This is a genomic window from Mumia sp. Pv4-285 (genome assembly GCF_041320275.1).
GTDB classification, from domain to species: Bacteria; Actinomycetota; Actinomycetes; order Propionibacteriales; family Nocardioidaceae; genus Mumia; species Mumia qirimensis.
Window position 1 is genome coordinate 3,339,568 of record NZ_CP162023.1, and the last position, 26,689, is coordinate 3,366,256.

At 69.1% G+C, this 26,689-nt stretch carries 26 protein-coding genes; 17 read left to right on the top strand and 9 right to left on the bottom strand.

What is annotated here, in order from left to right:
- Window positions 1-77: 77 nt before the first annotated feature.
- From AB3M34_RS16080 to AB3M34_RS16140, 13 genes are read left to right on the top strand one after another with little or no spacing between them, the layout of a single operon-like run.
- Entirely contained in the window at window positions 78-1,019 is a 942-nt protein-coding gene (locus AB3M34_RS16080; protein WP_370615412.1) for an ABC transporter permease, read from the top strand.
- A complete protein-coding gene (locus tag AB3M34_RS16085; protein WP_370615414.1) occupies window positions 1,016-1,909 on the top strand; it encodes an ABC transporter permease in 894 nt (297 codons plus the stop codon). Before AB3M34_RS16080 ends, AB3M34_RS16085 begins: the two co-directional genes overlap by 4 nt.
- Window positions 1,906-2,970: an ABC transporter ATP-binding protein gene (locus tag AB3M34_RS16090; protein ID WP_370615415.1), complete on the top strand. Its 1,065-nt coding sequence runs from the start codon at window positions 1,906-1,908 to the stop codon at window positions 2,968-2,970. The genes AB3M34_RS16085 and AB3M34_RS16090 overlap by 4 nt, the downstream gene beginning before the upstream one ends.
- Window positions 2,967-3,782 carry an ABC transporter ATP-binding protein gene (locus AB3M34_RS16095; RefSeq protein WP_370615417.1) on the top strand — a complete coding sequence of 272 codons (816 nt, stop codon included), beginning with the start codon at window positions 2,967-2,969 and terminating at the stop codon, window positions 3,780-3,782. The genes AB3M34_RS16090 and AB3M34_RS16095 overlap by 4 nt, the downstream gene beginning before the upstream one ends.
- Before the next feature lie 32 nt (window positions 3,783-3,814).
- On the top strand, window positions 3,815-5,227 hold the full coding sequence (locus AB3M34_RS16100; protein ID WP_370615418.1) for an amidase: 1,413 nt from the start codon (window positions 3,815-3,817) through the stop codon (window positions 5,225-5,227).
- A gap of 42 nt (window positions 5,228-5,269) precedes the next feature.
- Complete coding sequence (locus AB3M34_RS16105; RefSeq protein ID WP_370615420.1) at window positions 5,270-5,701, top strand: nuclear transport factor 2 family protein; 432 nt, start codon at window positions 5,270-5,272, stop codon at window positions 5,699-5,701.
- Window positions 5,701-6,705, top strand: coding sequence for an NADP-dependent oxidoreductase (locus AB3M34_RS16110; RefSeq protein WP_370615422.1), 1,005 nt, complete (start codon window positions 5,701-5,703; stop codon window positions 6,703-6,705). The genes AB3M34_RS16105 and AB3M34_RS16110 overlap by 1 nt, the downstream gene beginning before the upstream one ends.
- Before the next feature lie 51 nt (window positions 6,706-6,756).
- Window positions 6,757-8,091 (top strand): 4-aminobutyrate--2-oxoglutarate transaminase, encoded by a 1,335-nt coding sequence (gene gabT, locus AB3M34_RS16115; protein ID WP_370615423.1) that lies wholly within the window; start codon window positions 6,757-6,759, stop codon window positions 8,089-8,091.
- Window positions 8,088-9,584, top strand: coding sequence for an aldehyde dehydrogenase family protein (locus AB3M34_RS16120; RefSeq protein WP_370615425.1), 1,497 nt, complete (start codon window positions 8,088-8,090; stop codon window positions 9,582-9,584). The genes gabT and AB3M34_RS16120 overlap by 4 nt, the downstream gene beginning before the upstream one ends.
- A complete protein-coding gene (locus AB3M34_RS16125; protein WP_370615427.1) occupies window positions 9,581-10,744 on the top strand; it encodes a CaiB/BaiF CoA transferase family protein in 1,164 nt (387 codons plus the stop codon). Before AB3M34_RS16120 ends, AB3M34_RS16125 begins: the two co-directional genes overlap by 4 nt.
- Window positions 10,741-11,922 carry an acyl-CoA dehydrogenase family protein gene (locus AB3M34_RS16130; protein WP_370615429.1) on the top strand — a complete coding sequence of 394 codons (1,182 nt, stop codon included), beginning with the start codon at window positions 10,741-10,743 and terminating at the stop codon, window positions 11,920-11,922. The genes AB3M34_RS16125 and AB3M34_RS16130 overlap by 4 nt, the downstream gene beginning before the upstream one ends.
- Window positions 11,919-13,535, top strand: a complete 1,617-nt coding sequence (locus AB3M34_RS16135) for a thiamine pyrophosphate-binding protein (protein WP_370615431.1) — start codon at window positions 11,919-11,921, stop codon at window positions 13,533-13,535. Before AB3M34_RS16130 ends, AB3M34_RS16135 begins: the two co-directional genes overlap by 4 nt.
- A 20-nt stretch (window positions 13,536-13,555) precedes the next feature.
- Window positions 13,556-15,229, top strand: a complete 1,674-nt coding sequence (locus tag AB3M34_RS16140; RefSeq protein WP_370615433.1) for an AMP-binding protein — start codon at window positions 13,556-13,558, stop codon at window positions 15,227-15,229.
- Here AB3M34_RS16140 and AB3M34_RS16145 read toward each other — a convergent pair.
- The gene (locus AB3M34_RS16145) at window positions 15,206-15,880 is read right to left on the bottom strand and encodes a TetR/AcrR family transcriptional regulator (protein WP_370615435.1); all 675 of its coding nucleotides are present in this window, start codon (window positions 15,878-15,880) and stop codon (window positions 15,206-15,208) included. The two genes, AB3M34_RS16140 and AB3M34_RS16145, sit on opposite strands and share 24 nt — an antisense overlap.
- A gap of 182 nt (window positions 15,881-16,062) precedes the next feature.
- On the opposite strand from AB3M34_RS16145, the gene AB3M34_RS16150 reads away from it, so the two are divergent.
- Complete coding sequence (locus AB3M34_RS16150) at window positions 16,063-16,914, top strand: alpha/beta fold hydrolase (RefSeq protein ID WP_370615437.1); 852 nt, start codon at window positions 16,063-16,065, stop codon at window positions 16,912-16,914.
- On the top strand, window positions 16,911-18,392 hold the full coding sequence (locus AB3M34_RS16155) for a flavin-containing monooxygenase (RefSeq protein ID WP_370615439.1): 1,482 nt from the start codon (window positions 16,911-16,913) through the stop codon (window positions 18,390-18,392). The genes AB3M34_RS16150 and AB3M34_RS16155 overlap by 4 nt, the downstream gene beginning before the upstream one ends.
- On the opposite strand, the gene AB3M34_RS16160 is transcribed toward AB3M34_RS16155, so the two are convergent.
- Entirely contained in the window at window positions 18,359-18,985 is a 627-nt protein-coding gene (locus AB3M34_RS16160) for a GyrI-like domain-containing protein (RefSeq protein WP_370615440.1), read from the bottom strand. The genes AB3M34_RS16155 and AB3M34_RS16160 overlap by 34 nt on opposite strands.
- A 47-nt stretch (window positions 18,986-19,032) precedes the next feature.
- On the opposite strand from AB3M34_RS16160, the gene AB3M34_RS16165 reads away from it, so the two are divergent.
- Window positions 19,033-19,329: a hypothetical protein gene (locus AB3M34_RS16165; protein ID WP_370615441.1), complete on the top strand. Its 297-nt coding sequence runs from the start codon at window positions 19,033-19,035 to the stop codon at window positions 19,327-19,329.
- A gap of 9 nt (window positions 19,330-19,338) precedes the next feature.
- Here AB3M34_RS16165 and AB3M34_RS16170 read toward each other — a convergent pair whose 3' ends face one another.
- From AB3M34_RS16170 to AB3M34_RS16200, 7 genes are all read right to left on the bottom strand, one after another.
- Window positions 19,339-20,163 (bottom strand): hydrolase, encoded by an 825-nt coding sequence (locus AB3M34_RS16170; RefSeq protein ID WP_370615443.1) that lies wholly within the window; start codon window positions 20,161-20,163, stop codon window positions 19,339-19,341.
- A 72-nt stretch (window positions 20,164-20,235) separates the two neighbouring features.
- Window positions 20,236-21,033 carry a MerR family transcriptional regulator gene (locus AB3M34_RS16175; RefSeq protein WP_370615445.1) on the bottom strand — a complete coding sequence of 266 codons (798 nt, stop codon included), beginning with the start codon at window positions 21,031-21,033 and terminating at the stop codon, window positions 20,236-20,238.
- Window position 21,034: 1 nt separating this feature from the next.
- The gene (locus AB3M34_RS16180) at window positions 21,035-21,391 is read right to left on the bottom strand and encodes a DUF1048 domain-containing protein (RefSeq protein WP_370615447.1); all 357 of its coding nucleotides are present in this window, start codon (window positions 21,389-21,391) and stop codon (window positions 21,035-21,037) included.
- Window positions 21,392-21,418: 27 nt separating this feature from the next.
- Window positions 21,419-22,186, bottom strand: a complete 768-nt coding sequence (locus AB3M34_RS16185) for an ABC transporter permease (RefSeq protein WP_370615448.1) — start codon at window positions 22,184-22,186, stop codon at window positions 21,419-21,421.
- Window positions 22,179-22,955 (bottom strand): ABC transporter ATP-binding protein, encoded by a 777-nt coding sequence (locus AB3M34_RS16190; RefSeq protein ID WP_370615449.1) that lies wholly within the window; start codon window positions 22,953-22,955, stop codon window positions 22,179-22,181. Before AB3M34_RS16190 ends, AB3M34_RS16185 begins: the two co-directional genes overlap by 8 nt.
- 135 nt (window positions 22,956-23,090) lie before the next feature.
- A complete protein-coding gene (locus tag AB3M34_RS16195) occupies window positions 23,091-24,953 on the bottom strand; it encodes a glycoside hydrolase family 3 protein (protein WP_370615451.1) in 1,863 nt (620 codons plus the stop codon).
- A gap of 94 nt (window positions 24,954-25,047) precedes the next feature.
- Window positions 25,048-25,671: a dihydrofolate reductase family protein gene (locus AB3M34_RS16200; protein ID WP_370615453.1), complete on the bottom strand. Its 624-nt coding sequence runs from the start codon at window positions 25,669-25,671 to the stop codon at window positions 25,048-25,050.
- 122 nt (window positions 25,672-25,793) lie between these two features.
- On the opposite strand from AB3M34_RS16200, the gene AB3M34_RS16205 reads away from it, so the two are divergent.
- A complete protein-coding gene (locus AB3M34_RS16205; RefSeq protein ID WP_370615455.1) occupies window positions 25,794-26,687 on the top strand; it encodes a LysR family transcriptional regulator in 894 nt (297 codons plus the stop codon).
- Window positions 26,688-26,689 lie beyond the last annotated feature (2 nt).

The window sequence follows — 26,689 nt, forward strand, 5'->3', positions numbered from 1 at the left end:
AGGAGGTGGCGGTCCGGATGATCTGGGCCGCCACCCCCGAACCGCAGTAGGACCGCCCCATACGAAGGGAGAATGGGATGCGGAGCGTTCTCAAGAACGTGATCGGCGCGCTCGTCACCATCCTGGTTGCCAGTGCCGTCATCTTCGCGGCCATGCAGCTCGTGCCGGGTGACCCGGCAGCCGAGATCGCGGGCACCGACGCGACCGCCACGGAGGTCGCCCAGATCCGAGAGAACCTCGGCCTGGACCGACCGGCGTGGATCCGCTACTTCGACTGGCTCGGTGGCTTCTTCACCGGTGACTTCGGCCAGTCGCTCCAGCACCGGCAGAGCGTGCTCACCCTCCTCAAGCCGCGGCTCGGAGCCACTCTCATGCTCGATCTGTACGCCACCCTGCTCGTCGTCGTCGTCGGCATCGGCCTCGGGGTCCTCGCTGCCCGTAACCGCCGCGTGAACTCCACGCTGACCGTGGTCAGCAGCGTGTTCGTCGGGCTGCCGACGTTCGTGGCCGCCATCTTCCTCATTCAGGTCTTCGCGATCTCACTCGGCTGGTTCCCTGCCCTCGCAGACACCGGCAACGGTCTGGCGACCACGATCCACTCCCTGACGCTCCCCGCCATCGCACTGTCTCTGTCGTGGATCGCGCTCGTGGCCCAGATATCCCGCGCGAGCTTTCGCGAGCAGCTCGGCCGTGAGCACGTGCAGACCGCGGTCGGCCGCGGCCTCACCGGCAACGCCATCTTCCGCCGGCACGTCCTGCGCAACGGCTCCGCACCGATCGTCAGCGTCATCAGCCTGACGATGGGCGGACTCATCGCCGGATCCGTGGTCGTGGAACGCGCTTTCAGCATCGACGGCATCGGCGCGTTTCTCGTCCAGTCGATCCTGCGCCACGACGCGGAGGTCGTCATGGCGATCACGATGCTCATCGTCGTGGTCTTCATCGTCGTCACCGTCATCGCGGACCTGGCGCAACTGGCCATCGACCCGCGGCTACGTTCCCGAGGAGTACGCCGATGACGACCACCGGACTCGTTCCCCCCACCTCGCGCCGGCGAAGCCGCCGGCTGCGCCCCGAGACCGCTGCGCGTCGGTCGGTGCTCCGCCGCGACCGCGTCGCGCTCGGGCTCACCATCTTCCTCGGCCTGCTGGTCGTGGTCGCCGTCCTCGCGCCGGTGATCGCGCCGTACGCCCCCGACGAGACCGACATCCTCGCGGCGTCACAGGGGCCGAGCGGCGCCCATCTCCTCGGGACGGACGCGCTGGGGCGTGACCTCCTCTCCCGGCTGATCTACGGCACGCGGCTGAGCCTGCTCGGTCCGGTGATCGTCATCGGCGTCGCCACCGTGTGCGCGGTGGCCCTCGTCCTCTCGTCGGTCTGGATCGGCGGCCGGTACGACCGTTTCGTCGGGAAGGCACTCAGCGTGCTGTTCTCCTTCCCCGGCCTGATCCTCGCGATCGTCGTCGTCGCCATCGTGGGCGCCGGCATCACGGGACCGATCGTCGCCTTCTCGATCGCATTCATCCCCTACATCGCTCGGGTCCTCCGCCCGGTCGCACTGCGGGAGCGGTCGATGACCTATGTGAGCGCCCTTCAGCTGCTGGGGGTCTCGGGATGGTGGATCTGCGTACGACATCTGCTTCCGAACATCTTTCCGTTCGTCCGGGCTCACGTCACGATCGCACTCGGCACCGCTCTGGTCGACCTGGCCGCGGTCTCGTACATCGGCCTCGGCGTCCAGGCACCCGCAGCCGAGTGGGGTCTTCAGATCTCGACCGGCCAGGCCGACCTGCTCGCCGGGAAGCCGTGGGAGTCGCTGACGGCCTGCGTCGCCGTCCTCGTGGTCGTCATCGCCGTGAACATCCTCGGCGAACGGCTCGCGGCAGCCGCCCAGAAGGAGGGCCGATGAACACGCTCGAGACCACCACCACGCTCGATGACACCGCGGTCGAACCAGCGGTCGCGATCGAGCACCTGAAGGTCCAGATCCCGGTCGACGGAAGCCCGGCCACCGTCATCCATGACGTCACCCTGACGATCGCGCGGGGTGAGGCCGTCGGGCTGGTCGGCGAGTCCGGCTCCGGGAAGTCGATGACCGCGCGAGCCCTCATGCGCCTGCTTCCGAACGGCGCTCAGGTCGAGGGCGAGGTCCGCTTCGAGGGCGAGGACGTGCAGGCGATGCCTCCTCGCCGCCTCCGGGAGTACCGGGCCTCGAGCATCGCGATGATCTACCAGAACCCGCACGCGCACATCAATCCTCTGCGTACTGTCGGCGACTTCCTCGTCGAAGGGCTCTGCCAGGTCAAACGGGTTCCGCGTCGCGACGCCGAGCGCAAGGTCCTGGAGCTGCTCGCCGCCGTCGGGATCGCCGACGGTCCTCGACGCCTGACCCAGTACCCGCACGAGCTGTCCGGCGGCCTGCTGCAGCGAGTCATGATCGCGGCGGCCCTTGCCACCGAGCCGGACGTCATCCTGGCCGACGAACCGACCACGGCTCTCGACGTCACCACGCAGGAAGAAGTCATCGCGATCCTGCGCGAGGCGCTCGAAACACGTGGGCTCGCGCTGCTCCTCATCACGCACGACCTCGATCTGGCAGGTGCGGCATGCGATCGGCTCGCCGTCATGTACGCCGGCCAGGTCGTCGAGGTCGCCGGTGGTGACGCGCTGGTAGAGCGGCCGTTGCACCCCTACTCCGCAGGTCTGCTCGCCGCACGGCCCGAGCTCGGCAACCGGTCTCGGCTCCGGACCGTTCCCGGTCGGCCGGCCGCTGGCTTCGAGGTCGGGGACGGGTGTGTCTTCGCCGAGCGGTGCGCGTTCGTCACTGACCACTGCGTGGCCGAGCGTCCTGCGCTCCGTCCCCTCCACGACCGGCTGGTCGCCTGCCACCGCGCCGAGGAGCTCGACGGTGCGCTCCTCGCCGACCCCGTACGCGCCGAGACCGGTGCAGACCCACGGGAGGAACTGTGAACGTCCCTCAGCTCAGTGCCCGGGAGCTTCGCAAGGAGTTCGCCGGTGGCCGGAAGTCGGCTCCGGTCGTCGCCGTCGACGGAGTCACGTTCGACGTCGAGCGCGGCGGTTCGCTCGCCATCGTGGGCGAGTCCGGCTCCGGCAAGACCACAGTCGTCCGGATGATCGCCGGCCTGGAGACTCCGACGTCCGGTGAGCTCCTGCTGGACGGCGCACCACTGGCGCAGCACGCACGCGGAGCAGCGGCACGTCTCGCCCGCGCACGTCGGGTCCAGATGGTCTTCCAGGACCCGTACTCGTCGCTCGACCCGCGACAGACCATCGGCGACGGGCTCACCGAGATCATCCGTCTCCACGGGATCGCTGACCGCGCCGAGGGCATGGACCTGGCACTGAGCCAGCTTCAACGGGTCGGACTCGACCAGCGTCACCTCGCCATGCGTCCAGGGAGCCTCTCCGGTGGCCAGCGTCAACGTGTCGCGATCGCACGCGCGCTGGCCGTCGATCCCGAAGTCCTCATCCTCGACGAGGCGGTCGCCGCGCTCGACGTCTCGATCCAGGCACAGATCCTCAACCTGCTGACCGACCTCCGCACCGAGAGCGACGTGACCTACCTCTTCGTGACACACGACCTCGCCGTTGCCCAGCAGGTCACCGACACCGCGATCGTCATGCATCACGGGTGCATCGTCGAAGAGGGCGCGACCGACGCGGTCCTCAACGATCCGCAGGCCGACTACACCCGCCGGCTGCTCGACGCGGTCCCCCGCCGTGGGTGGAAGCCCCGTCGCCGCCTGGTCGTCGGCGCCTGATCGCTGCCCTCCCACCATTCTCAAGGAGATCCATGGACCCCTTCAGCTCCGCCAGCGACATCGCACGTTCGATCCGCGCCGGCGCGATCAGCCCGGTCGATGTCGTCGAGCTCTACCTGTCGCGCATCGACACGTACAACGACGCAGTCAACGCGATCGTGTGGCGCAACGACGACGACGTCCGCCAAGCCGCGAAGGCGGCCGAGGCAGCGCTCGGCTCCGGCGGCGCGCTCCCGTTCTTCCATGGTGTGCCGATGCCGATCAAGGACCTGGTCTCGGTCAGCGGGCAGCCCAACACGCGCGGCGGCCTCGGCACATCGACCGAGCCCCAGCCGGAGAACGATCTCGTCGTCGACCGCATCCTCAACGCCGGCTTCCTCCTCATGGGGCGGACGAACTCGCCTGAGGGCGGGATGACGCAGGTGACCGAGAACAGTCGCTACGGCATCACCCGCAACCCGTGGAACCTCGACCGCACCCCGGCCGGGTCGAGCGGCGGGGCGTCGGCGGCGGTCGCGGCAGGCCTGGCGCCGATCGCCAGCGCGTCCGACGGCGGTGGATCGATCCGCATGCCGGCGTCCGCGACCGGCCTGGTCGGACTGAAGCCGAGCCGCGCGCGCGTCCCCGCGAAGGTCCTCGGCTGGGAGCACGGCACCACGCAGGGTGTCGTCACCCGCACCGTCGAGGACGCGGCCAGGACTCTCGACTACCTGTCGGTCGAGGACCCGCTGGGCTGGTACCGCGCGCCCACCCCTGAGCGTCCGTACGGGGACAGCTACACCGAGGCGGCCGGCCCCTTGCGCATCGGGCTGATGCTCGATGCCCCGAACGGCGTCGAGGTCGACCCGATCTGTGCCGAGACCGCGGAGCGGACGGCGCGGCTTCTCGAGGTGGCCGGCCACACCGTCGTCCCTGTCTCGGCCGACTTCATCAGTACCGAGGCTCTTCGCATCTACAGCACCACCGTGATCGCGGCGTCGCTGCACACGGTCCCCTACGACGACCCGTCGCAGTCGGAGCCCTTCATCATCGCCCGCCGCAAGATGGCCGAAGAGCTGCCCGCCAGCGAGTACGCCAAGGCCGTCCTCCGGCTGCACCTCGAGTGCCGACGCATGGTCGCCCACTGGCGCCGCGACTTCGACGTCCTGGTCAGCCCGACGCTGGCCTGCCAGGTCCCCCCGGTCGGCGTGATCCTGGCCGAGGCCAACGAGCTGCTCGACGGGAGCAGCCCCCGTGAGGCCCGGATGCTCGCGTTCAACTCGTACGCCAACATCCTCGGCCTCCCCGCGATCAGTGTGCCGGTTGGGACGGATTCCGACGGCCTCCCCGTCGGTGCGCAGCTCGTGGGCTCACCGTACGACGAGACCACCATCCTTCGCCTCGCTCAGTCCCTCGAGCGGGAGCTGGACTGGGCCAGCCGCACTCCGGCGGCCTTCACCCACTGACTCCGAGCACCGCAGACCAGAACGTACGAGAAGGAGCAACGCATGGCACTCAGCACTGACGACAAGGTCGAGATCTGGGAGCTGTACTACCAGTACAACTTCACCGTCGACATCCTCGGCGACGCCGAGAAGATGACGGACTTCTTCGTCGAGGACTGCTCGTACGACCACTACCGCTTTCCGGAGCTGGTCGAGGGCAAGACCGCCATCAGGGACTTCATGCAGCAGGCGATCGACGCGCAGCAGGGAGGCTTCAAGCACCTGAACGACAACATCATCCTGACCGCGACCCCGGATGGCCCCGAGGATGCGACCGGCGTCGCCTACATCGTCACCGTCGACGGCCGCGACCTCGCCGCCCCGCGGGTGGACCGTTCGTCGATGTACCGCGACATCCTGCGCAAGACCGACGACGGCTGGAAGTTCGTCCAGCGCAAGGTGATCGGCGACGTCGTCAAGGAGTTCCGGTCCTGATGCCCACCTCGTCCCGCGCCGTCCTGCTCGCCCGCCGTCCGCAGGGCCTGCCCGTCCTGGCGGACTTCGCCGTCAGCGACGTGACCGTCCCCGACCCGGGCCCCGGCGAGATCCTGGTCGAGAACCACTACCTGTCGGTCGACCCCGGCCAGCGTGGCCTGATGAACGGCGGCGACTCCTACGTCGCGACGTACCAGCTCGGAGAGGCGGTGACGGGCCGAGCCGTCGGCCAGGTCGTCGCGTCGCAGGACCCTCGACTCCCCGTGGGCAGCCACGTGTTCCACCGCGTCGGATGGCGCCAGCACTCGATCGTCCCCGTTGCAGCGGCCCGTCCGATCGACGTCGGGCGCGCCCCCGAGTCGTCGTACCTCGGCGTCATGGGACACCCCGGGCTCACGTCCTGGCTGGGTGTCGCACTCGTCGCCGACGTGCAGCCCGGCGACGTCGTCCTGGTCACGAGTGCCGCTGGTGCCGTCGGCGCCGCCGCCGGCCAGCTGGCGCTCGCCCGAGGCGCGAGCCGCGTGATCGGCTCGGTCGGCTCGACTGAGAAGGCGGAGTACGTCACCGCGAAGCTCGGTTTCACCGACGCCTTCGACTACAAGACCACCGCACTGGCCGACTACGTCGCGGGCCACGTCCCGGAGGGACTCGACGTCGTCTTCGACAACGTCGGCGGCGTCCAGCTCGACCAGGCGCTGGCGGCCACGAACACCCACGGACGCCTCGCCCTCTGCGGATCGATCTCGACCTACAACGGCGAGCCGTACCAGCTCGCGAACACCGGCCGGATCCTCTCCCAACGGCTCCGGGCCGAGGGCTTCCTCGTGTTCGACCACGAGGACAAGTGGGACCGGTTCCACGCCGAGATGGCCGAGCACCTCACTCAGGGGCGGGTCAGCGTCGAGGAGACCCACTACCGCGGTCTCGACGCCGTCCCGGAGGCGTTCCTCAGCCTGTTCACCGGTGCCTCGACCGGGAAGGTGCTCGTGGACGTCCGTCCCTGAGCCCTCCCACTCCCCACGCTCACGCCAGCCACGCTCACGACAGGAGTCGTCATGTCCCTCCCCGCGCAGAAGCGCATCCTCGCCACGGCCGTCCCAGGGCCGAAGTCGACGAAGCTGCACCGGCAGCGAACCGAAGAGGTGGCGGCCGGGTTCGGCATCACGCTGCCCGTCTTCGTCGAGGAGGCCGGCGGAGGAATCATCGTCGACGTCGACGGCAACCACCTGATCGACCTCGCCGCAGGCATCGCCGTCACGAGCGTCGGTGCGTCCCACCCGGAGGTCGTCGCCGCGGTGAAGGAGCAGGCCGAGCGCTTCACGCACACCTGCTTCATGGTCACCGAGTACGAGCCGGCGATCGACGTCGCTGCCACGCTCAACCGGATCACCCCCGGCGACCACGAGAAGCGCACCGCACTGTTCACCACCGGGGCGGAGGCGGTCGAGAACTCGATCAAGATCGCCCGCGCCTACACCGGGCGCAGCGCCGTCGTGGTCCTCACGCACGCGTACCACGGCCGCACCCTGCTCACGATGAGCATGACGGGAAAGAACGTGCCGTACCGGGACGGCTTCGGCCCGTACGCGCCCGAGGTCTACAAGGTGCCCTCGCCGTACCCGTACCGCTGGGTCGGCGGGGCGGAGCAGGCAGGTGACGAGGCGTACGACCTGCTCGTCGAGACGGTCACGACCCAGATCGGTGCCCACAACGTCGCTGCAATCATCGTCGAGCCGATCCAGGGAGAGGGCGGCTTCATCGTCCCGCCCGAGGGCTACCTGGCCCGAGTCGCGGCGTTCGCGCAGGAGCACGGCATCGTGTTCGTGGCCGACGAGATCCAGGCCGGCCTCGGTCGTACCGGCGCGATGTTCGCCGTCGACCACGAAGGTGTCGTGCCGGACCTGATCACGACTGCCAAGGCGCTCGGCGCCGGACTGCCGATCTCGGCCGTGACCGGACGCGCCGAGATCATGGACGCGGTCGGCCCGGGGCGTCTCGGCGGGACCTACGCCGCGAACCCGATCGCGTGCGCCGCCGCCCGTGCAGCGCTGGAAGTCATCGAGCGCGACGACCTCCCCGCCAAGGCACGCCGAATCGAGGCGATCGTGCGCCCGAGGCTCGAGGCCATGACCGGCGACGACTCGTACGTCGGTGAGGTCCGCGGGCGCGGTGCCATGCTGGCGATGGAGTTCGTCGAGCCCGGGACGACGCGTCCTGCACCGGAAGCGGCCAAGCGGGTCGCGGACTATGCCAACAGCCACGGCGTCCTCACCCTCACTTGCGGGACGTTCGGCAACGTCATCCGTCTCCTCCCGCCACTGGTCATCGGGGAGGACCTCCTCGCTGAAGCCGTCTCCGTGCTCGAGGACGCCGTCGAGGCGCTTGCGTGACCGCCACCGTCAGCTTCAGGCCGACGACCGGCGAGCGGGCCGGCTCCGTCCGAGACAGCCTTCCCGGCGAGGTCTCCGACATCGTCGAGCGAGCCTCATCGGCCGCGCCCGAGGTGGCGGCGACGTCTCCGCGCGAGCGGCAGCTCTGGCTCGAGGCGATCGCTGAGTCCCTGCTCGACCATCGTGACGAGCTCGTACGGCTGGCCGACTGCGAGACGGCGCTGGGCCAGGAACGGCTCACAGGCGAGCTGACGCGCGCCGCAGCGCAGCTGCGCTTCTACGCCGAGGTCGCCGTCGAGGGGTCGTACCTCGACCTGACGACGGACTCTCCGACCGCGACGACGCCCGCGCTCGTCCGCATCAACCAACCCCTGGGACCGGTGGCGGTGTTCGGTGCGAGCAACTTCCCGTTCGGCTTCGGGGTGCTCGGCAACGACACCGCCTCGGCGCTCGCGGCGGGTTGCCCGGTGGTGGCGAAGGCACACCCGGCGCACGTGCTGCTGTGTGCTCGGTTGGGTGACCTCGCCCGAGACGCTCTCGCCACTGCGGGCGCTCCGGCGGGCACCTTCGGTCAGGTCGTCGGGTTCGACGCGGGGGTCCAGCTGGTGACGGAGCCGGCGATCCGAGCCGTCGGCTTCACCGGCTCTCAGGCCGGCGGGACGGCACTCTGGCGGCTCGCCAACGAGCGCGACGTCGTCATCCCGGTCTTCGCCGAGATGGGGACGGTGAACCCAGCGGTGATGACGCCTGCGTCGACTGCTCGCACGAGCGAGGTCGCGGCCGGTTTCGTCGCCTCCTTCACACTCGGCTCCGGGCAGTTCTGCACCAAGCCCGGGCTGCTGCTCGCGCCCGCGGGTCACGGCGTGGCGGCGGAGGTCGGGCGCGCGCTCGCGGCGGCCGCCCCGTCCGCGACCATGCTGACGCGAGGGATCGCCGAGGCGGCTTCGACCGGCGTCGACGCGCTCGTCGAGGGCGGAGCGGAGGTGGTCGCCCGCACCGGACGGAGCGACAAGGGCTGGTCGGCCGACACGGTGGTTCTGGCCGCTCCGAGCACCGCGCTCCATGTCGGCAGCCGACTGCTGGAGGAGTGCTTCGGGCCGGTCGCCGTCGTCGTCGAGTACGCCTCCGTCGACGAGGCCGTCCTCGCGCTCGGCCAGCTGCAGGGCAGCCTCACGGCGACCGTCGTCACCGACGGCACCGGCACCGATCCGCACGCCGCTCTCCTGATCTCGACCGTCGCACGCAACGCCGGTCGGGTGACGGTGGACGACTGGCCCACCGGAGTCGCGTGGACCTGGGCGCAGCAGCACGGCGGGCCGTGGCCTGCCACCTCTGCGCCGGGCAGCACCTCCGTCGGAGCCGCCGCGCTCGACCGGTTCGTCCGGCCGGTGAGCTACCAGTCGACCCCTGACCCGTGGCTTCCGGAACCCGCTCGCGCGGCCGACCCGTGGCGGTTGCCGCGACGGGTCGACGGCAGGCTCGAGCTCGCATGACGCTGCCGCTCGACGGCGTCCTGGTCGCCGACTTCTCCCGCGTCCTCGCCGGACCCTTGGCGACGGCGACGTTGGCCGACCTCGGCGCCACCGTCGTGAAGGTGGAGCGGCCCGGCTCCGGCGACGACACCCGTTCCTGGGGACCGCCGTGGGTGGGTGAGGAGGGGGACACCGCCTCGTACTTCCATGCGGCCAACCGCTCCAAGCGCTCGGTGACGCTCGACCTCGCTGACCCCGGAGACCGGGATCTCGCTCAGCGGCTGGCGGTGCGGGCGGACGTGCTCGTCGAGAACTTCAAGTCCGGCGTTCTGGCCAAGCACGGCCTGGGGTACGAGCAGGTCGCCACCGCGAACCCGGGCATCGTGTACTGCTCCGTGACTGGGTTCGGCTCCACCGGCGGGGCTGAGCTCCCCGGCTACGACTTCCTCGTCCAGGCGGTCGGGGGCCTGATGAGCATCACAGGTCAGGCCGACGCCGACCCGACGAAGGTCGGCGTCGCTGTGGTCGACGTGCTCACGTCGAAGGACGCCACGATCGGGATCCTTGCCGCGCTGCGGGCACGAGACCTCACCGGCCATGGCCAGCACGTCGAGGTGAACCTGCTCTCGAGCCTGCTCGGGTCGCTGGCAAACCAGGCGAGCTCGTACCTCCTCACGGGGACGGCGCCCGGCAGGATGGGCAACGCCCACCCGTCGATCGCGCCGTACGAGCTGCTGCGATGCCGCGACGCCGAGCTTGCGGTCGCCTGCGGCAACGACGGCCAGTTCCAGCGGCTGGCGGAGGCGATCGGTGCCCCCGACCTGAGCTGCGACGCCCGTTTCGCCACCAACGCGGCACGAGTCGAGAACAGGCCGCGGCTGAGGGTCGAGCTCGAGGCACGGCTGACGACCGCTCCCGTCGACCACTGGGTTCAGGCGTTGACCCTGGTCGGCGTCCCCGCGGGGAAGGTCGGCGACCTCGGAGACGCCATCGCGCTGGCTGAACGGCTGGGCCTCGCGCCCACCGTGGAAGTCGGCGCGAATGCCCCGGCCCAGGTCCGGCACCCCATCACGTACTCACGCACTCCTGTCACCGGCTACCTCCCCCCACCACGCCTGGGGCAGCACGACGACGAGGTTCGCCGCTGGCTGACCGACCCCACGAAGGAGAACCTGTCATGACCACCGCCCCACGCCTCTCGCCGACGGACCTCGCGTCGCTGGACAGCTTGCTGACCGAGGATGAGAAGTCCGTCCGCTCCTCCGTGCGACAGCTGTGCACCGATCGCATCGACCCGTTCGTCGCTGAGTGGTTCGAGGCCGGCACGATCCCCGGGATACGCGACCTCGCCAAGGAGCTCGGGTCGCTCGGTGTCCTCGGGATGCATCTCGAGGGCTACGGGTGTGCCGGAATGACGGCCACGGAGTACGGCGTCGCCTGCCTCGAGCTGGAGTCCACCGACTCGGGCATCCGCTCGCTCGTCTCGGTCCAGGGCTCGCTCGCGATGTTCGCGATCTGGAAGTGGGGAAGCGAGGAGCACAAGCAGCAGTGGCTCCCGGCGATGGCCGAGGGATCCGCGATCGGGTGCTTCGGCCTCACGGAGCCCGACCACGGTTCCGACCCGGGCTCGATGCTCACCCGCGCCCGCCGACAGGGCGACGACTGGATCCTCGACGGTCGCAAGATGTGGATCACGAACTCCCCGGTCGCCGACGTCGCAGTCGTGTGGGCCCAGACCGACGACGGTGTTCGCGGGTTCGTGGTGCCGACGAACACCCCCGGCTTCTCCGCACCCGAGATCAAGCACAAGCTCTCGCTGCGTGCCTCGATCACCGGAGAGATCGTGCTCGACTCCGTCCGGCTCCCCGACTCGGCGGCGTTCCCCGAGGTGCGCGGTCTCAAGGGCCCGTTGGCGTGCCTCAACGAGGCTCGCTACGGAATCGTCTGGGGTGCGATGGGTGCAGCGCGCAGCTCTCTCGAAGCGGCGCTGTCCTACGCGACCGAGCGGACCCAGTTCGGCAGACCCATCGGTGGCTTCCAGCTGACGCAGCAGAAGCTGGCCGACATGTCGCTGGAGTACACCAAGGGCATGCTGCTGGCGATACATCTCGGCCGGATGAAGGACGCGGGGACGCTCCGCCCCGAGCAGGTCAGCCTCGGTAAGCTCAACAACGTGCGCGAGGCGCTCGAGATCTGCCGAACGGCACGTACGATCCTCGCCGCGAACGGGATCTCCCTCGAGTACCCCGTGATCCGCCACATGAACAACCTGGAGTCGGTGCTCACCTACGAGGGCACGGTCGAGATGCACACGCTCGTCATCGGGCAGGCACTCACCGGGATCCCGGCCTTCCGGTGACGACCTACCAGGCGGAGCTCGCGCGTCGGCTGAGCGAGCACGAGGTCGATGTCGTCTACGGCCTGATCGGCGACGCCAATCTCTTCTTCGTCGACCACTGGGTGCGGGAGATCGGCGGTCGCTACGTCGGCGCGGTGCACGAGGCGAACGCGGTCATGATGGCCGCCGGTCACGCGCGCGCGACGGGTGTGGTCGGCGTCGCGACGGTGACACACGGCCCAGGGCTGACCAATGTGGTCACTGCACTGGTCGAGTGCGCCAAGAGCTCGATCCCCGTGCTGGTGATCGCCGGTCGGACCTCGGACCTTCGCCGTCACGCTCCGCAGAAGATCGTCCAGCGTCCGCTCGTCGAGGCGACCGGCGCGGGGTTCGAGTCGGCCCGCGCCGCCGACACGCTCGAGGCCGACCTCTCTCACGCGCTCCGGCGAGCGGGGGCCGAACGACGCCCGATCGTGCTCGAGGTGCCGATCGACATGATGGGACAGGAGGTCTCGGCGTCGAGCGGCGCCGTCGCTCCCCCGCTGACTCTCCCGCCGAGCACGCCGGATCCGGACTCCATCGATGCCGCGCTCGGGATCGTGATGTCCGCCCGTCGGCCGATCGTCCTGGCCGGACAGGGGGCCCTCCACGCGCGAGAACCGCTCGTCCGGCTGGCCGCGAAGCTCGGGGCGCCGCTGGCCTGCACCGCCCAGGCGAAGGACCTCTTCGCTGGAGAGCCCGCCTACCTCGGGATCTTCGGCACGCTGGCCACGACGGCGGCTCAGGACGTCATCGCCGACAGTGACTGCGTCCTTGCGTTCGGCGCGTCCATCACCCCGGAGACCTCCGACAAGGGCGGCCTGCTCGCCGGCAGGACGTTGGTCCAGTGCGACGAGGACGCGGCAGCGATCGGGCGGTTCGTCCGTCCTGACGCCGCCATCGTCGCCGACGCCTCCGCGACCGCGAAGGAGCTCGTCCGGTGGTTGGACGAGGCGGAGGTCGAGCCGTCGGGCTTCGCCGCGCGTGCCGAGGCCCGGCTCGCCGAACCGCTGCGCCGCGTCGCCGCACCCGGTCGACCAGGGACGGTCGACCTCCAGGACGTGTTCCGACACCTCAACGACGTCCTGCCGAGCGAGCGGACGGTCGTCGTCGACGTCGGTCGGTTCGCGCTTCACGCGCTGCGCGTCCTGACAGCACCCGACGCCCGTTCCTGGATGTGGGCGGGCGCCGGATTCGCGTCGATCGGGCTCGCCACCGGCATGGCGATCGGTGCCGCAGCGGCTCGGCCCGGCCGCCCCACTGTGCTCGTGGCCGGCGACGGCGGGTTCGCGCTCGGTGGCCTCAACGAGTTCACGACGGCAGTCCAGCATGAGCTGGACCTGATCTGCGTCGTGGCGAACGACGGGTCGTACGGAGCGGAGCACATCCAGTTCACCGGTCGCGGACTGGATCCCGCGCTGTCCCTGCTCACGTGGCCCGACTTCGCGGCGGTCGCCACCGCGATGGGCGGCGAGGGTGTCACGATCAGCACGTCGGAGGAGCTGAGCGCCGTCGGCGACACCATCGCACGTCGTACGCGCCCGCTCCTGATCGATGTGCGTCTCGACCCCGACCGCGTGACGTCGTTCGCGTAGCCGCTCAGGAAGGAACGTCGATGAGCACCTCCCCGTACGCCGACCGACCGTGGCTCGCGCTCTACCGCGACGGTCAGCCCACCGACGTCGAGCCCGAGTTCGCCAACCTGCTCGACATGGTCGAGGACGCTGTCCGCCGCGTGCCGGACCAGGACGCCATCAGGTATTTCGACGGCAGGATCAGTCTCGCCGAGCTGGACGCCGCCGCCAACGCGTTGGCAGCCGCCCTTCAGCACCGGGGCTTCGCCGTCGGAGACCGGTTGGCACTGTTCAGCCAGAACCATCCGTCGTACGTCATCGGGATGCTCGCGGCATGGAAGGCCGGCGGCGTCGCCGTGTCGGTCAACCCCATGTACAAGCAGCGAGAGCTCGGCCACCTCCTGCGGGACTCCGGTGCTCGTGCGCTGCTGTGCCTCGACGAGGTCCACGCGGTGGCAGCCGAGGTGCTGGCCGACTCGGGTCACGGGGTGGACATCGTCATCACGTCGTCCGGGCGAGACTTCCAGACCCGCAACGACCCGCGAGTTCTGCCCGACCGCGAGATGACTCCCCTCCCCCACGCGGTCGCCCTCCTCAGCCTGCTGACCGACCACGCCCATCAGGAACCTGTCCACGTGCCCGCCGCCCGCCCTGACGACCCGGCCTTCCTCGTGTACACCTCCGGCACGACGGGAGACCCGAAGGGCGCGTGCCTCACCCATGCGAATCTCGTGCTGAACGCCCGCAACTACCGCGAGTGGATGGAGCTGTCGTCGCACGACGCGATCCTCGCGATCGCACCGCTCTTCCACATCACCGGACTCGTCGGTCACGGTGTGCTGTCGCTGCTCCTGCCAGCCCCGCTGGTGCTGGGACACCGCTTCCATCCCGAGGTGATGGTCGAGCTGGTCCGCGAGCACCGGCCCACTTTCACCGTCGGAGCGATCACCGCCTTCACGGCGATGGTGGGGTTGCCCGGCGTCGGCCCGGACGACTTCGCCTCGCTGACCAAGGTCTACTCCGGTGGCGCTCCTGTCGCGCCCACGGTGGCCGACGAGGTCGAGGCAGTACTCGGGAGCTACGTGCACAACGCGTACGGGCTCACCGAGACCGCGTCGATCACCCATCTCGTGCCACCGCACAGACGCGCGCCGGTCGACCCCGACTCCGGAGCTCTGTCCATCGGTGTCCCGATCCCTTCGGTACGAGCAAGGATCGTCGACGCCTCCGACCAGGAGCTCCCTCCAGGCCAGGTTGGCGAGCTGCTCATCGCCGGTCCGCAGGTTGCCGGCGGCTACTGGGGTCGGCCGGACGCGACCGCGACCGCGTTCCCGCACGGGGAGCTACGCACGGGCGACGTGGGCTTCATGGACGCCGACGGCTGGTTCTACCTCGTGGACAGGTTGAAGGACATGATCATCGCGTCCGGCTACAAGGTGTGGCCGCGCGAGGTCGAGGACGTCCTCTACGGCCATCCCGCGGTCCGCGAGGCGGCTGTCGTGGGCGTTCCGGACGACTACCGGGGCGAGACGGTTCATGCCTTCGTGTCGCTGCGGCCCGGAGCGGTCGCGACCGAGACCGAGCTGGTCGCCTACTGCCGCGAGCGGATGGCGGCGTACAAGTATCCGCGCGCGATCGGCTTCGTGGACGAGCTCCCGAAGACGGCGAGCGGCAAGATCTTGAGGCGTGCGCTACGGCGTGGCGGGGGCACGTGACGGCTCGGGGCGCCCCAGGGGCAGCAGCTGCACCTCCAGGCGCGGCCGGAGCCGCTCCCAGAGCGTGCTCGGGTCGAGACCACGCACAGGCGTGCGGTCGATCTCGTGCATGTAGGTGCCGTGGAGGTTCTGGGCGACCAGCGCCGCTTCGACGGACGGATCGATCACACCCGTCTGCTGGCCCTCCGCGAGGATCGAGGCGACGAGCCGGATCGTGCGGTCACCCTGTGAGACGGGGCGCGCGCTCAGGTCTCGGTCGACCTCGAAGCCCTGCCTCAGGTACAGCGACGCGTTGTGCGGCGCGACCTGGTAGAACTCGCACCGCCTTCGGTAGATGTGGAAGATCCTCTCGACCACGCTGTCGACGGTGGGAGGCGCGTTCCCCCGGCCGGCCACCAGACGCGCGTCTTCCTCCTCGACGGCGCTGAGCTGCGCATCGAGCTGGTCCCCGTAGACCATCGTGAGCAGCTCCTGCTTGCCCTTGATGTAGCGGAACAGCGTGGCTTCGGCCACACCAGCTCGACGCGCGATGTCGCGGGTGGTGATCGACTGGAAGTCCTTCTCCAGAAGCAGTTCGGTGGCGGCGGCCCGGATACGGTCCAGGCGTTCGCGCTTGGCGAGGTCCCGTGGACCGTGGACGGAGGCGGGCACGCATCAGAGCGTACTGCACGCGAGCCGGGTTTCGTGCCGCGACCATGATTGAAAGCGCACTATCATCTGTGCGCTCACGCCATCACCGTCCATCCAAAACCTCCTGGGATCAGGCGGTTGCAGACGCCGCAGAGTTGAGAGTACGCTCTCAGAATCATCTCGTCGATCTGCTGAGGGAACCCGTGAACTTTCTTCCCGGTGTGCGCGAGGGAGTCGTCCGTTCGCCCCGAGCGCCCGTGCCGTACTACGACTCGACCAGCCCCGACGACCCACGTACCCCGATCCTCCTGCTCCACGGCACCGGCGGCTCGGCCACCAGTCACTTCTGGGCACTCTTCCCGATGCTCGCCGAGCACCATCGCGTGATCGCCCTCGACTTCACCGACCCCGACGAGATCGGCGAGCAGCCGGACACGTCCTGGTACGTCGAGCAGGTGGAGTCGGTCGTCGCGGAGCTCAGCCCTCTGCGTCCTGTCGACGTCGTGGGCTACTCGTTCGGTTCTGTCATCGCCGCCGCGCTCAGCGCTCAGCGTCAGGATCTGGTCCAGAACCTCGTCCTGGTCGCCGGCTGGCTGAGGACCGACCCGCAGCAGCAGCTCCGCAACGAGATCTGGTCACGCCTCAACGCGGACGACTCACCAGTGCTCGCCGAGTTCACGGTCTTCACCGCGTACAGCCCCGCGTTCCTGCTGGCGAAGAAGGGCCCCGAGATCACTGAGCTCGTCGAGAAGGCGGCCAAGAGCCCGAACCGTGAGGCGAAGATGCAGTTCAACCGCGACGTCGACCTCACGCACGCGGTCGGCGACATCGCTGCGCAGACCCTTGTCGTCGCATGCACCGACGATCAGATGGTCCCCCCGCACCACGCAGGGCTGCTGTTCGGCGCGATCCCGAATGCGCGCTACGTCGAGGTCCGCTCTGGACACGCCGTCGTGCACGAGCGACCCGCAGAGCTCTACCACCTCATCGATCAGTTCATCGCCGATCCCGCGCGCACGTCGCCGGGCAGCGTCATCAGCCAGGAGCCCGTGTGAGCACCATCGTCAGCGACACCGACGTCCTGATCGTGGGCACGGGATTCTCCGGGCTAGGACTGGGGTCGCTCCTGGCTCGCCAGGGCCAGCACTCCTTCGCCCTCGTCGAGCGTGCTTCCTCCGTCGGTGGCACCTGGCGCGACAACACCTATCCCGGCGCGGCCTGCGACATCCCGTCCCACCTGTACTCCTTCTCGTTCCGGCCGTCGGCGACCTGGTCCCACGTGTACGGTCGGCAGCCGGAGATCCGTGACTACCTCGAACGCACCGCCGTCGAGGAAGGGCTGCTCCCTCACACCTTCCTCGACGCCGAGATGCTCGCGGCCGACTGGGACGAGCAGGCACAACGCTGGAACGTCCGCACCACGCGAGGTCTGCACGTGGCACGCACCCTAGTCACGGCGTGCGGGCACCTGTCCGACCCGTCGATCCCGGACATCGAGGATCTCGACACCTTCACCGGCGAGATCTTCCACTCCGCGCGGTGGAACCACGACGTCGACCTGGTCGGGAAGCGCATCGGCGTGCTGGGCACAGGCGCTTCCGCCATCCAGATCGTTCCCGAGCTCGCCGCGGTCGCCGGCTCGCTCACGGTCTTCCAGCGCTCGGCTCCGTACGTCGTGCCTCGCAAGGACCGCTCGTACTCCGACGCGGAGAAGGGCATGTTCAGCAGGGTTCCCGAAACGGCACGGATGCTGCGCGAGAAGCTCTTCTGGGACAGCGAGGCGCGATTCCCACAGCGCCTTGGTGTCCCGGTGTTCCTGGAGCAGATGAAAAAGCTCGCCCGAGACCATCTCGAGGCTCAGGTCGCCGACCCCGACCTCCGCGAGCGGTTGCGACCCCGGTACGAGCTCGGCTGCAAGCGGATCCTCCTCTCCAACGACTACTACCCGGCGCTCACCCGACCCCACGTCCAGCTCGAGACCGCCGGCATCGAGAAGATGACCGGACGAGGGATCGTGACCCGCGACGGGTCGTCGATCGACCTGGACGTCCTGGTCGTGGCGACCGGGTTCGAGGCCGTCGACCTGCCCTTCGCCCATCGGGTTCGCGGCCGCGACGCGCGCCTCTTGTCGGACCACTGGGCCGAGGGAGGACGCACGCTTGCGAGCACCTCCGTCACCGGGTTCCCCAACCTCTTCGTCATGCAAGGTCCGAGCACAGGCCTGGGCGCAGGCTCGATCGTCTACATCATCGAGAGCCAGGCCAAGTACATCAGCCAAGCGGTCGACTTCATCGCCGACCGGGGCGCCGTCATCGAGCCGACCGCGGCGGCTGAGGACGCCTACGTCGCCGACCTCGACGAGCGCAGTCAGGGGACGGTGTGGTTGTCGGAGGGGTGTCGCAGCTGGTACAGGCATCCGACCAGCGGCCGACTGTCAGCGCTGTGGCCGGACTACATGCGGCGCTACCGGGAGGAGAACGGATCGTTCGATCCCGAGCCCTACGAAGTCCTTGGCCTGTCCGCGACGGGCTGACGCAGGATGGTCCGCAGCCTGACCGGCTCGGTCTTGCGCGCGTCGGACAAGTAGATCTCGTGGTGCGGTCCGCTCGGTGACAGTCCGTGAGCAGGGAGGAACTCGTCGTGGAGGCGGCGGAGCGTGGGGCCCTCGTCGTCGTACGAGCCGACGTGCAGGATCTGGACGCTGCGACCCTCCCGATAGCGTTCGAAGCGAACGAGGCCGAGCGCGGGGAGGCTCTTCTTGCGGGCCGCCGTCAACGCCTCCGCGACGACCTCGTCGGTGATCCAGTCCGGCTGGGCGATCATCATCGTCCAGTCCCAGGCGTCCTTGTCGCGGGTACGGAACACCGTCAGGTCGTCGGCAGTCCACAGGCCTTCCAACGGCGCCACCGTGTGGACGCGGTTCAGCTGGTTCTTGGCGACGGCGCGCACGGCGTACGCGGTGGTGTAGAGCGCCTCCACCGCGTCACGGTAGGCCGCGGCGGTGTTCGGGTCACCGTGTCCGTCGGCCATGAGGAACCCCATCGCGGGGACGTCGACGAGCACGAAGTCGGCCGCCTTGGCGGCGTACAGGTCCTTGCGTTCCTTCTTGATGTCGTAGCTCAGCACTCGTCTGCTCCTCCATGGGCATGCTCAGGCGCGGCTAGACTGCCGCCGTGCTCTCGTGGCGTTCTCAGAACTCGTTCCTGTCGATCTGTTCCGAAGGCTCGGTGCTGTCCATCGGGAGCATCGGGTCGATCGCGTCCATCGGATCGATCGGGTCGATCCTGTCTGCTGGTTCGATCGGTTCCGTGATGTCGGTGCTTTCGATGCTGTCGCATCAGAGCAACTGCTCCATCCTGAGTCGGCGGAGCAATTGCTCGATCCTCAGCGACGAGAGCAACACCTCGATCCTCAGCCGGCGCAGAGACCGGTCGGTGCTCGATCGCGGCCGGGCCCGAGCGACACGCTGACCCCGGGAGTCAACGGCCTGTCACGATCCCGGTCTCGTCGTCGTGGTCTCCACGCACCCACGAGGCGTGGCGGGCAGCGGAGTAGGAGAGCACCGACTTCGCGTCGCCGTCGATGAGATTGCCGAAGTTGCCGACGATGCGGTCGAAGTCGAGCGTCGAGAGCCGGGCCGCGATCGCCTCGACGACAGCTGCCGACAGGGGGATCTTGTTCGGATAGCTGCGCATGAATCCCAACGACCGGCGATCGGGGTTCGGGAACACGGTGTCACCACTGAGCAGCAGGCCGCGGCCGGTGTCGTCGACCCAGACGGCGACCGCGGCGCCGACGAAGTGGCCGCCGACACGGTGCAGGCTCAACCCCGGCGCGAGCTCGTGATCGTGCTTCCACAGCTGGACGCGCTCCGAGCGACGACCGATCCACTCCGCGTCCGACGCGCACACCAGCACGGGCGCGTCGAGCGCCTCGCCCCACGCGGTCTGGACACCGAACATGTGCGGGTGGCTGGCCGCGACAGCCAGCACAGGACCGCGCTCGAGGATCTGTCGGGCGGTCTCGTCGTCGTGGTAGCCGGGCGGGTCCCACAGCAACGATCCATGGTCCGTCGTCACCAGCTGCGCGGTCTGTCCGATCCCGACCTTGGGCTTGGTCGTGATCTCCGCACGACGCGGCTCACGGTCGGTCCAGACGAGCCGCTGGCCCGCGGCCCTGAGCTCCGCTGTCGTGGTCCAGCGTTGCCCGTCGGCCGGCACCCACTGGCGCTCGTCGGCACAGATCGGGCACACCTCGGGCAGCGGCTCATTGAACTCGACGCCGCACGTGACACAGATCCGCATGGCTACTCCTCATGGGTGCTCTCCGTCGTCGACCCGCACACCGTACGACAGACCGGCGACAGTCGGCAGTCGTCAACCGTTCGCGCCGAGACGGCTCCGGGGCTCTGAGCGCTCGATCATCGTCCAGCCGGTCCAACCTCGCTCCTCGATCAGCCGGAGCAGCTGCGGAGCGCAGGGGAAGGATTCGAGGAACGCCGAGTCGAGCAGGTCGATGAGGTCGGCGTCCAGAGGGTAGTCCTCCTCCAGGCCCGCGCCCTCGGCCCTGGTGACCTCAGCCTCGATGAAGGCGACGACGCGATCCGCGACCTCGGCGAGACGCGGGTCGTCGGGACGGCAGTCGACCACCTCGCCGAGGTCGACGTACAGCCTCTGCAGTGTGCCCTCCTCGAGCTGCTGTCGCTTCATCGCCATGAGAGCCGGCACCTGGTCGGGCACCTGAGCGGCGATCAAGATCCAGCTGTCCCGCTCGACCTCGATCAACCGCTCGGAGAACCCGAGCTCACGCATGCGCCGGAAGTAGTCCACGGCCTCGGGCGGGAGCGCCAGGCTGTCGCCGGCCGCGAGCTTCGCGATGCGTTCGCGATGGCGCTGCAGCTCACGGATGTCAGCCCGCAGGCGGCGGTCGATCTCCTCGACCGCCGCGGCGAACTCAGCGGGGTCGGCCGCCAAGAGCTGACGCACCCTCGACAACGGCACGCCCGCGTCCGCGAGGGTGCGGATCCGGATCAGCTCGACGACGGCCTGCGCGTCGTACCGCCGGTAGCCGGAGCGGTCACGCTCCGGCTCCGGCAGCAGCTGCTTCGCGTGGTAGTGCCGGACTGCGCGAACCGTCACTCCGGCGTGCGACGCCAGCTGGCTGATGGTGAGCATCTCAGAGCTGCTTCTTCACGTCCTGGTTGAGCACGACCTGATTCAAGGACTCGCGCCACTTCGCCAGGTAGCCGTCGTACGGCTTGGCCCCTTGCAGAAGCTCGTCGCAGAACGCGGCCACGTCGTCACCGGTCACCTCGAGGACGCCCTTGCCCTCGGCCGCACCGGCTTCGAATGTCGCGAGCACGTCGTCGAGGATAGCGACGATGTCCATCCCGTCGCCCGACGTGAACCGCCACATGTAGTTCTTGATCTCGCCGTAGACGGTGCGGTAGTCGTTCGGCAGCGAGGCTGCGCGCGCCTCCATGCGCTTCCATTCCTTCTTGTCGCCGATGATCTTGGTGAGGAAGTTGGTCATGGTGCTTCTCCTTTGTGTGGTGGGGATTCAGGCGAACGTGCGGCGGTACGTGGCCATCGCCAGGGCGTACGCGGCGACGAGGAGACCGACGCACCAGGCGAGCGCGATCCACAGGTCGTTGCCGACCGGCGTCTCGTCGAGCAGCGCGCGGACCGTGTTGACGATGGAGGTGACCGGCTGGTTCTCGGCGAACCACTTCACGGGGCCCGGCATGTTGTCGGTGGGGACGAACGCCGAGCTGATGAACGGCAGGAAGATCAGCGGGTACGAGAACGCACTCGCCCCGTCCAGCGTCTTCGCTGTCAGGCCGGGGATCACGGCGAGCCAGGTCAGACCCAGGGTGAACAGGATCAGGATGCCTGCGACCGCGAGCCATGCCAGTACGTCCGCCCCGGTGCGGAAGCCCATCAGGAACGCGACGCCGATGACGACCACCAACGAGACGATGTTGGCGACCAGCGAGGTCAGCACGTGCGCCCACAGCACCGAGGAGCGGGCGATCGGCATCGACTGGAACCGTTCGAAGATGCCGCCCTGCAGATCGGTGAAGAGCCGGTACGCGGTGTAGGCGACACCCGAGGCGATCGTGATGAGCAGGATGCCGGGGAGCAGGTAGTCGACGTAGGAGTCCGAGCCCGGGCCGGTGTCGATGGCACCGCCGAACACGTACACGAACAACAGCATCATGGCGACCGGTGTGATGACGGTGGTGATGATGGTGTCCGGGCTGCGGCGGATGTGGCTCAGCGACCGCCCGGTCAGGGTCGCGGTGTCGGTCACGAAGTAGTTAGGCATCGTTTGCTCCTGAGGTGTCGGTGCCGGTGACGGCGAAGAAGATCTCTTCGAGGGAGGGCTGCTTCTCGACGTACTCGACCTTGGTCGGCGGCAGCAGCTGCTTCAGCTCGGTGAGCGTGCCGTTCACGATGATTCGCCCCTGGTGCAGGATCGCGATCCGGTCGGCGAGCTGCTCGGCCTCGTCGAGGTACTGGGTGGTGAGCAGCACGGTGGTTCCACCCTTGGCGAGCTCCCTGACGGCGTCCCAGACCTCGATGCGCGCCTGGGGGTCGAGGCCGGTCGTCGGCTCGTCGAGGAAGATGATCGGCGGGTCACCGATCAGGCTCATCGCGATGTCGAGACGGCGGCGCATGCCACCCGAGTACGTCGCGACCTTCTTGGCGCCGGCATCGGTCAGCGAGAACCGCTCGAGCAGGTCGTCAGCGACCGTGCCCGGGTCCTTGAGGTGTCGCAGCTTCGCGACCAGGACCAGGTTCTCCCGACCCGACAGGATCTCATCGACTGCCGCGAACTGCCCGGTCAGGCTGAACGACTCCCGCACCCGCGCAGGCTGCGTCGCGACGTCGAACCCGTTGACGGTCGCCGTCCCCCCATCGGCCTTCAACAGCGTCGCCAGGATCCTGATGACCGTCGTCTTGCCCGCTCCGTTCGACCCGAGCAGGGCGAAGATGCTGCCCGGCGCGACGTCGAAGTCGACGCCCTTGAGGACCGATTGGTCGCCGTACGACTTGGTGAGTCCGGCTATCTGGATGGCTTGCGTTGTTGTCATGCCTCCAGGGTGGAACCTTGACGCTGGGTCAAGGTCAAGCACGAAATCGTCGTGTCCTGGAACACGCGCGTCGGGCAGCCAGAACCGAGCGCTGGTGCGCCCCTCTGGCTGCCCGACGGCCGTTCGTGCGTGCGGTTAGTAGCCCAGACCGTGCCCGAACGGGAACAGCTCACCGGTGCCGTCTGCGCGCGGGATCGAGACCGGGAGGCGGCCGGACGGGTCCACCTCGCCGAACAGCACCCGCACCAGCGACTCGAGCTGGTGAGAGGTGTAGCCGTACGTGTCCAGCACCGTCGGTGCCTCGGGGAACGACGCGACGTCGTACGGGTTGCGCATTGCCGCGACCACGACGGGCTTGCCGGTCGCCAGCAGCGCGCGTACGAGGTTGGTCTGCGCCACCGCAGCCGCGGTCGGCAGTCCTGTGGCTGCGCTCACGGCGTACGCGTTGTTGGTCGACACCACCACGAGATCGGAGCCCTGCGCGGCGGCCACCGCGTTGGCGATCGCCGTCGCCGACGGAGTCGTCCCCGACTCGAGAACCTGCGTCGTCGCACCTCGCGCGGCCAACGCGTTCGCGATCCCCGCGGTGGTCCCGACGCCCCAACCGGCCACGAGGACGCGGCGCGGACCGGCCGTCAGCGGGAGCACCCCGGCGTCGTTCTTGACCAGGGTCGTCGTGCGGTCGCTGATCGCCTGCGCATCGGCCAGGTGCTGCGGTGCACCCACGATCTGGGTCGCCGCCGCCGGGTCGACGAACGGGTCGCGGAAGATGCCGCGCTTGTGCTTGTGCAGCAGGATCCGGTAGACCGACTCGTCGAGCCGCTTCTTGCTGATCTCACCGCTGCGGACCGCGGCGAGCACGGCGTTGTACGCCACGTCCATCTGCGGCGGGACGAGCAGCTGGTCGGCGCCGGCGAGGAAGGCCTGGACAGGGGCGACGTTCGGTGGGTACGTCGCTGCGGCACCTGCCATGTCGAGCGCGTCGGTGACGATGAGGCCGTCGAAGTCGAGCTCGTCGCGCAGCAGTCCGGTCAGGATCTTGTGCGACATCGTCGCCGGCACACCCGGGTCGATCGCCGGGAGTACGACGTGTGCGGTCATGATCGTGTCGACGCCGGCTGCGATCGCCGCACGGAACGGCGGCAGGTCGATCGCCTCCAGCTCGGCGCGGCTGTGGGTCACCTCGGGCAGGCCGAAGTGGCTGTCGACGCCGGTGTCGCCATGACCGGGGAAGTGCTTCGCCACGGCCGAGACTCCGCCCGCGTGGTAGCCGCGGACCTGGGCGGCGACCAGCTCCGACACCAGGGCTGGGTCGGAGCCGATGGACCGGATCCCGATGACGGGATTGTTCGGATTGACGTTGACGTCGGCCACCGGCGCGTAGTCCTGTGTCAGACCGACCGCGGCGAGCTCGGTGCCGATGACCTCTCCGGAGCGTTCAGCGTCCGCCGCAGAGCGGCCGGCGCCGAGCGCCATGTTGCCGGGCATCTGCGTCGCGGGCGGACCGAAGCGAGCGACGAGCGCGCCGCCCTCCTGGTCGACCGAGATCTGCAGCGGGATACGGGCGGGCTGGGCGAGCGCGGCCGACTGGAGACCGTTCGAGAGCGTCGCGACCTGCGCCGGGCTGCCCATGTTGTCGTCGTTGTTCCGAGTCGTGTAGTAGATGACCCCGCCGGGCTGGTACTTCGCGACCGCCTGGGCGGGCGTGTCGACGCCGTACAGCCGTTGGTTGGTGGCCTTCGCCGTGTCGCTGACCGTGTTGGCGTCACGACCCGCAACCTCGATGACGAAGAGCTGGCCGACCTTCTGCTCCAGCGTCATGTGCCGCAGCTGAGAGATCACCTTGCCGCGGTACGGCGCGTCGCCGGAGTGTCCGGGATCGCTGGCGTTGGCTGAGGGTGGACCGAACGCTGCGGCCAGCACGAGGGACAGGCCGAGGACCAGAAGCCGGAGCGGCGTCCGGCTGCGGTGGGTGAGGGATGTTGACCGAGCGGGCATGCGCGCCTCCGGGCTGGGGTGCTCCTGTGACGTGGATCACGTCGACACTAGCGCTTGGGATCCGCGAACGCACCCCCCTCGTACGACAGCCCGCTCAACGCGTGAACGTCACGTGCGTGACCCCGCTCGGCGCCGAGGTGGCCTCGACCCGGTAGTCCTGCTCGAGGCCCTCCAGCCCGTCCCAGAGCCGTACGCCTCGTCCCAGCAGGATCGGGACGACCACCGTGTGCAGGTGGTCGACGAGCCCGGCCGCCAGGAACTCGCGGACCACGGTGGGGCCACCTCCGATCCGCACGTCCTTGCCGTCCGCTCCCTCGAGTGCCGCGTCGAGCGCTTCGGCCGGCGAGGCGTCGAGGAAGTGGAACGTCGTGCCGCCCTCCATCTCGATCGACGGGCGCGGGTGGTGAGTGAGCACGAACACGGGAGTGTGGAACGGCGGGTTCGGACCCCATGCGCCCTTCCACTGCGGGTCCTCGTGCCAGCCGGGATGACCCCACTTGCCAGCGCCCATGATCTCGGCGCCGATCCCCGCATCGTGCTGTCGGGTGAAGACGTCGTCGACCCCGCCCGAACCGCCGGGTTCCCACCACCGGGTGGCGAACATCCATCGGTGGAGCCGGTCGCCGGCATGACCGAAGTGCGCGTCGGCACTCTGGCCCTCTCCCGTGCCGAAACCGTCGAGCGAGATGGCGAAGTTGTGGATGCGGACGAGTGGCATGGCTACCCCTTGGGTGTCTGGGTCAGATGCGTGACCGATGTCGCCATGCTCTCCAGCATGACCGCGGGCTGACATGACGTCTAATGCCAATCTCCCCCAGATCTCATTAAGATGTTTGATCTATGTTGAGCATCGTTCATCTCCGAGTTCTGGCCGCGGTGGCTCGGCACGGCTCGGTGACGGAGGCGGCACGAGAGCTGCACTACTCCCAGCCGTCGGTGAGCCACCACCTCTCTCGCCTCGAGTCGGCCACGGGTGCCAGGCTCGTTCAGCGAGTCGGGCGCGGCATCCGGCTCACCCCTGAGGGACGGCTGCTGGCCGAGCGAGCCGCCGAGATCCTCGGACGGGTCGACGCGGCGACCAACGAGCTGGCAGCGCACGTCGGCCTGCAAGCAGGGCTCGTACGGCTGGCCGCGAATGCCTCCACCCTGAGCACCGTCGTGCCGCGAGCCGCGGCTACCTTGGCCCAAGCCCACCCCGGGCTCGAGCTGAGCCTGTTCGACCGGCACCCCGTCGAGGCACTGCAGATGCTGCGGCACGGCGAGATCGACATCGCCCTCGGCTTCCGCCATGCGGGTGATCCGCCGCTCGAGGCGGACGCCCGCCTCCTCCATCTCACGGACGACCCGATCTTCCTCATCAGCCGGCACGCTGACGACAGCCTCGCGAACCACCGGGCGTCCTCCTGGATCGGCGGCTGCGAGCGGTGCCGGCACGAGCTGACCACGGCGTGCGGGCGGGAGGGCTTCGTTCCCCGCATCGGCTCGCACAGCGACGACATGGTGGTCGTCCAGGCGCTCGTCGCTGCCGGCGCCGGCGTCACCACCTTGCCTGGCCTCGCGCTCCAGGCCCACCGACGACGCGACATCGAGGCGAGCGAGATCGCCGGTTTCCACCGCCAGGTCTACGCCGCGACCTACGGCGACCCACCCGATCCGCCCGCCGTGACCGCCGTACTGGCTGCACTCACCGAAGCGGCCGCTTCGACGGGGTCGATCGGTTCCGGCACGGCCTGAGC

Excerpts from the sequence above, each read along its gene's own strand:
- AB3M34_RS16080 (WP_370615412.1), top strand. The coding sequence starts at position 78 with ATGCGGAGCGTTCTCAAGAACGTGATCGGCGCGCTCGTCACCATCCTG.
- AB3M34_RS16085 (WP_370615414.1), top strand. The coding sequence starts at position 1,016 with ATGACGACCACCGGACTCGTTCCCCCCACCTCGCGCCGGCGAAGCCGC.
- AB3M34_RS16090 (WP_370615415.1), top strand. The coding sequence starts at position 1,906 with ATGAACACGCTCGAGACCACCACCACGCTCGATGACACCGCGGTCGAA.
- AB3M34_RS16100 (WP_370615418.1), top strand. The coding sequence starts at position 3,815 with ATGGACCCCTTCAGCTCCGCCAGCGACATCGCACGTTCGATCCGCGCC.
- AB3M34_RS16105 (WP_370615420.1), top strand. The coding sequence starts at position 5,270 with ATGGCACTCAGCACTGACGACAAGGTCGAGATCTGGGAGCTGTACTAC.
- AB3M34_RS16110 (WP_370615422.1), top strand. The coding sequence starts at position 5,701 with ATGCCCACCTCGTCCCGCGCCGTCCTGCTCGCCCGCCGTCCGCAGGGC.
- gabT (WP_370615423.1), top strand. The coding sequence starts at position 6,757 with ATGTCCCTCCCCGCGCAGAAGCGCATCCTCGCCACGGCCGTCCCAGGG.
- AB3M34_RS16125 (WP_370615427.1), top strand. The coding sequence starts at position 9,581 with ATGACGCTGCCGCTCGACGGCGTCCTGGTCGCCGACTTCTCCCGCGTC.
- AB3M34_RS16130 (WP_370615429.1), top strand. The coding sequence starts at position 10,741 with ATGACCACCGCCCCACGCCTCTCGCCGACGGACCTCGCGTCGCTGGAC.
- AB3M34_RS16140 (WP_370615433.1), top strand. The coding sequence starts at position 13,556 with ATGAGCACCTCCCCGTACGCCGACCGACCGTGGCTCGCGCTCTACCGC.
- AB3M34_RS16170 (WP_370615443.1), bottom strand. The coding sequence starts at position 20,163 with ATGCGGATCTGTGTCACGTGCGGCGTCGAGTTCAATGAGCCGCTGCCC.
- AB3M34_RS16175 (WP_370615445.1), bottom strand. The coding sequence starts at position 21,033 with ATGCTCACCATCAGCCAGCTGGCGTCGCACGCCGGAGTGACGGTTCGC.
- AB3M34_RS16180 (WP_370615447.1), bottom strand. The coding sequence starts at position 21,391 with ATGACCAACTTCCTCACCAAGATCATCGGCGACAAGAAGGAATGGAAG.
- AB3M34_RS16185 (WP_370615448.1), bottom strand. The coding sequence starts at position 22,186 with ATGCCTAACTACTTCGTGACCGACACCGCGACCCTGACCGGGCGGTCG.
- AB3M34_RS16190 (WP_370615449.1), bottom strand. The coding sequence starts at position 22,955 with ATGACAACAACGCAAGCCATCCAGATAGCCGGACTCACCAAGTCGTAC.
- AB3M34_RS16195 (WP_370615451.1), bottom strand. The coding sequence starts at position 24,953 with ATGCCCGCTCGGTCAACATCCCTCACCCACCGCAGCCGGACGCCGCTC.
- AB3M34_RS16200 (WP_370615453.1), bottom strand. The coding sequence starts at position 25,671 with ATGCCACTCGTCCGCATCCACAACTTCGCCATCTCGCTCGACGGTTTC.
- AB3M34_RS16205 (WP_370615455.1), top strand. The coding sequence starts at position 25,794 with ATGTTGAGCATCGTTCATCTCCGAGTTCTGGCCGCGGTGGCTCGGCAC.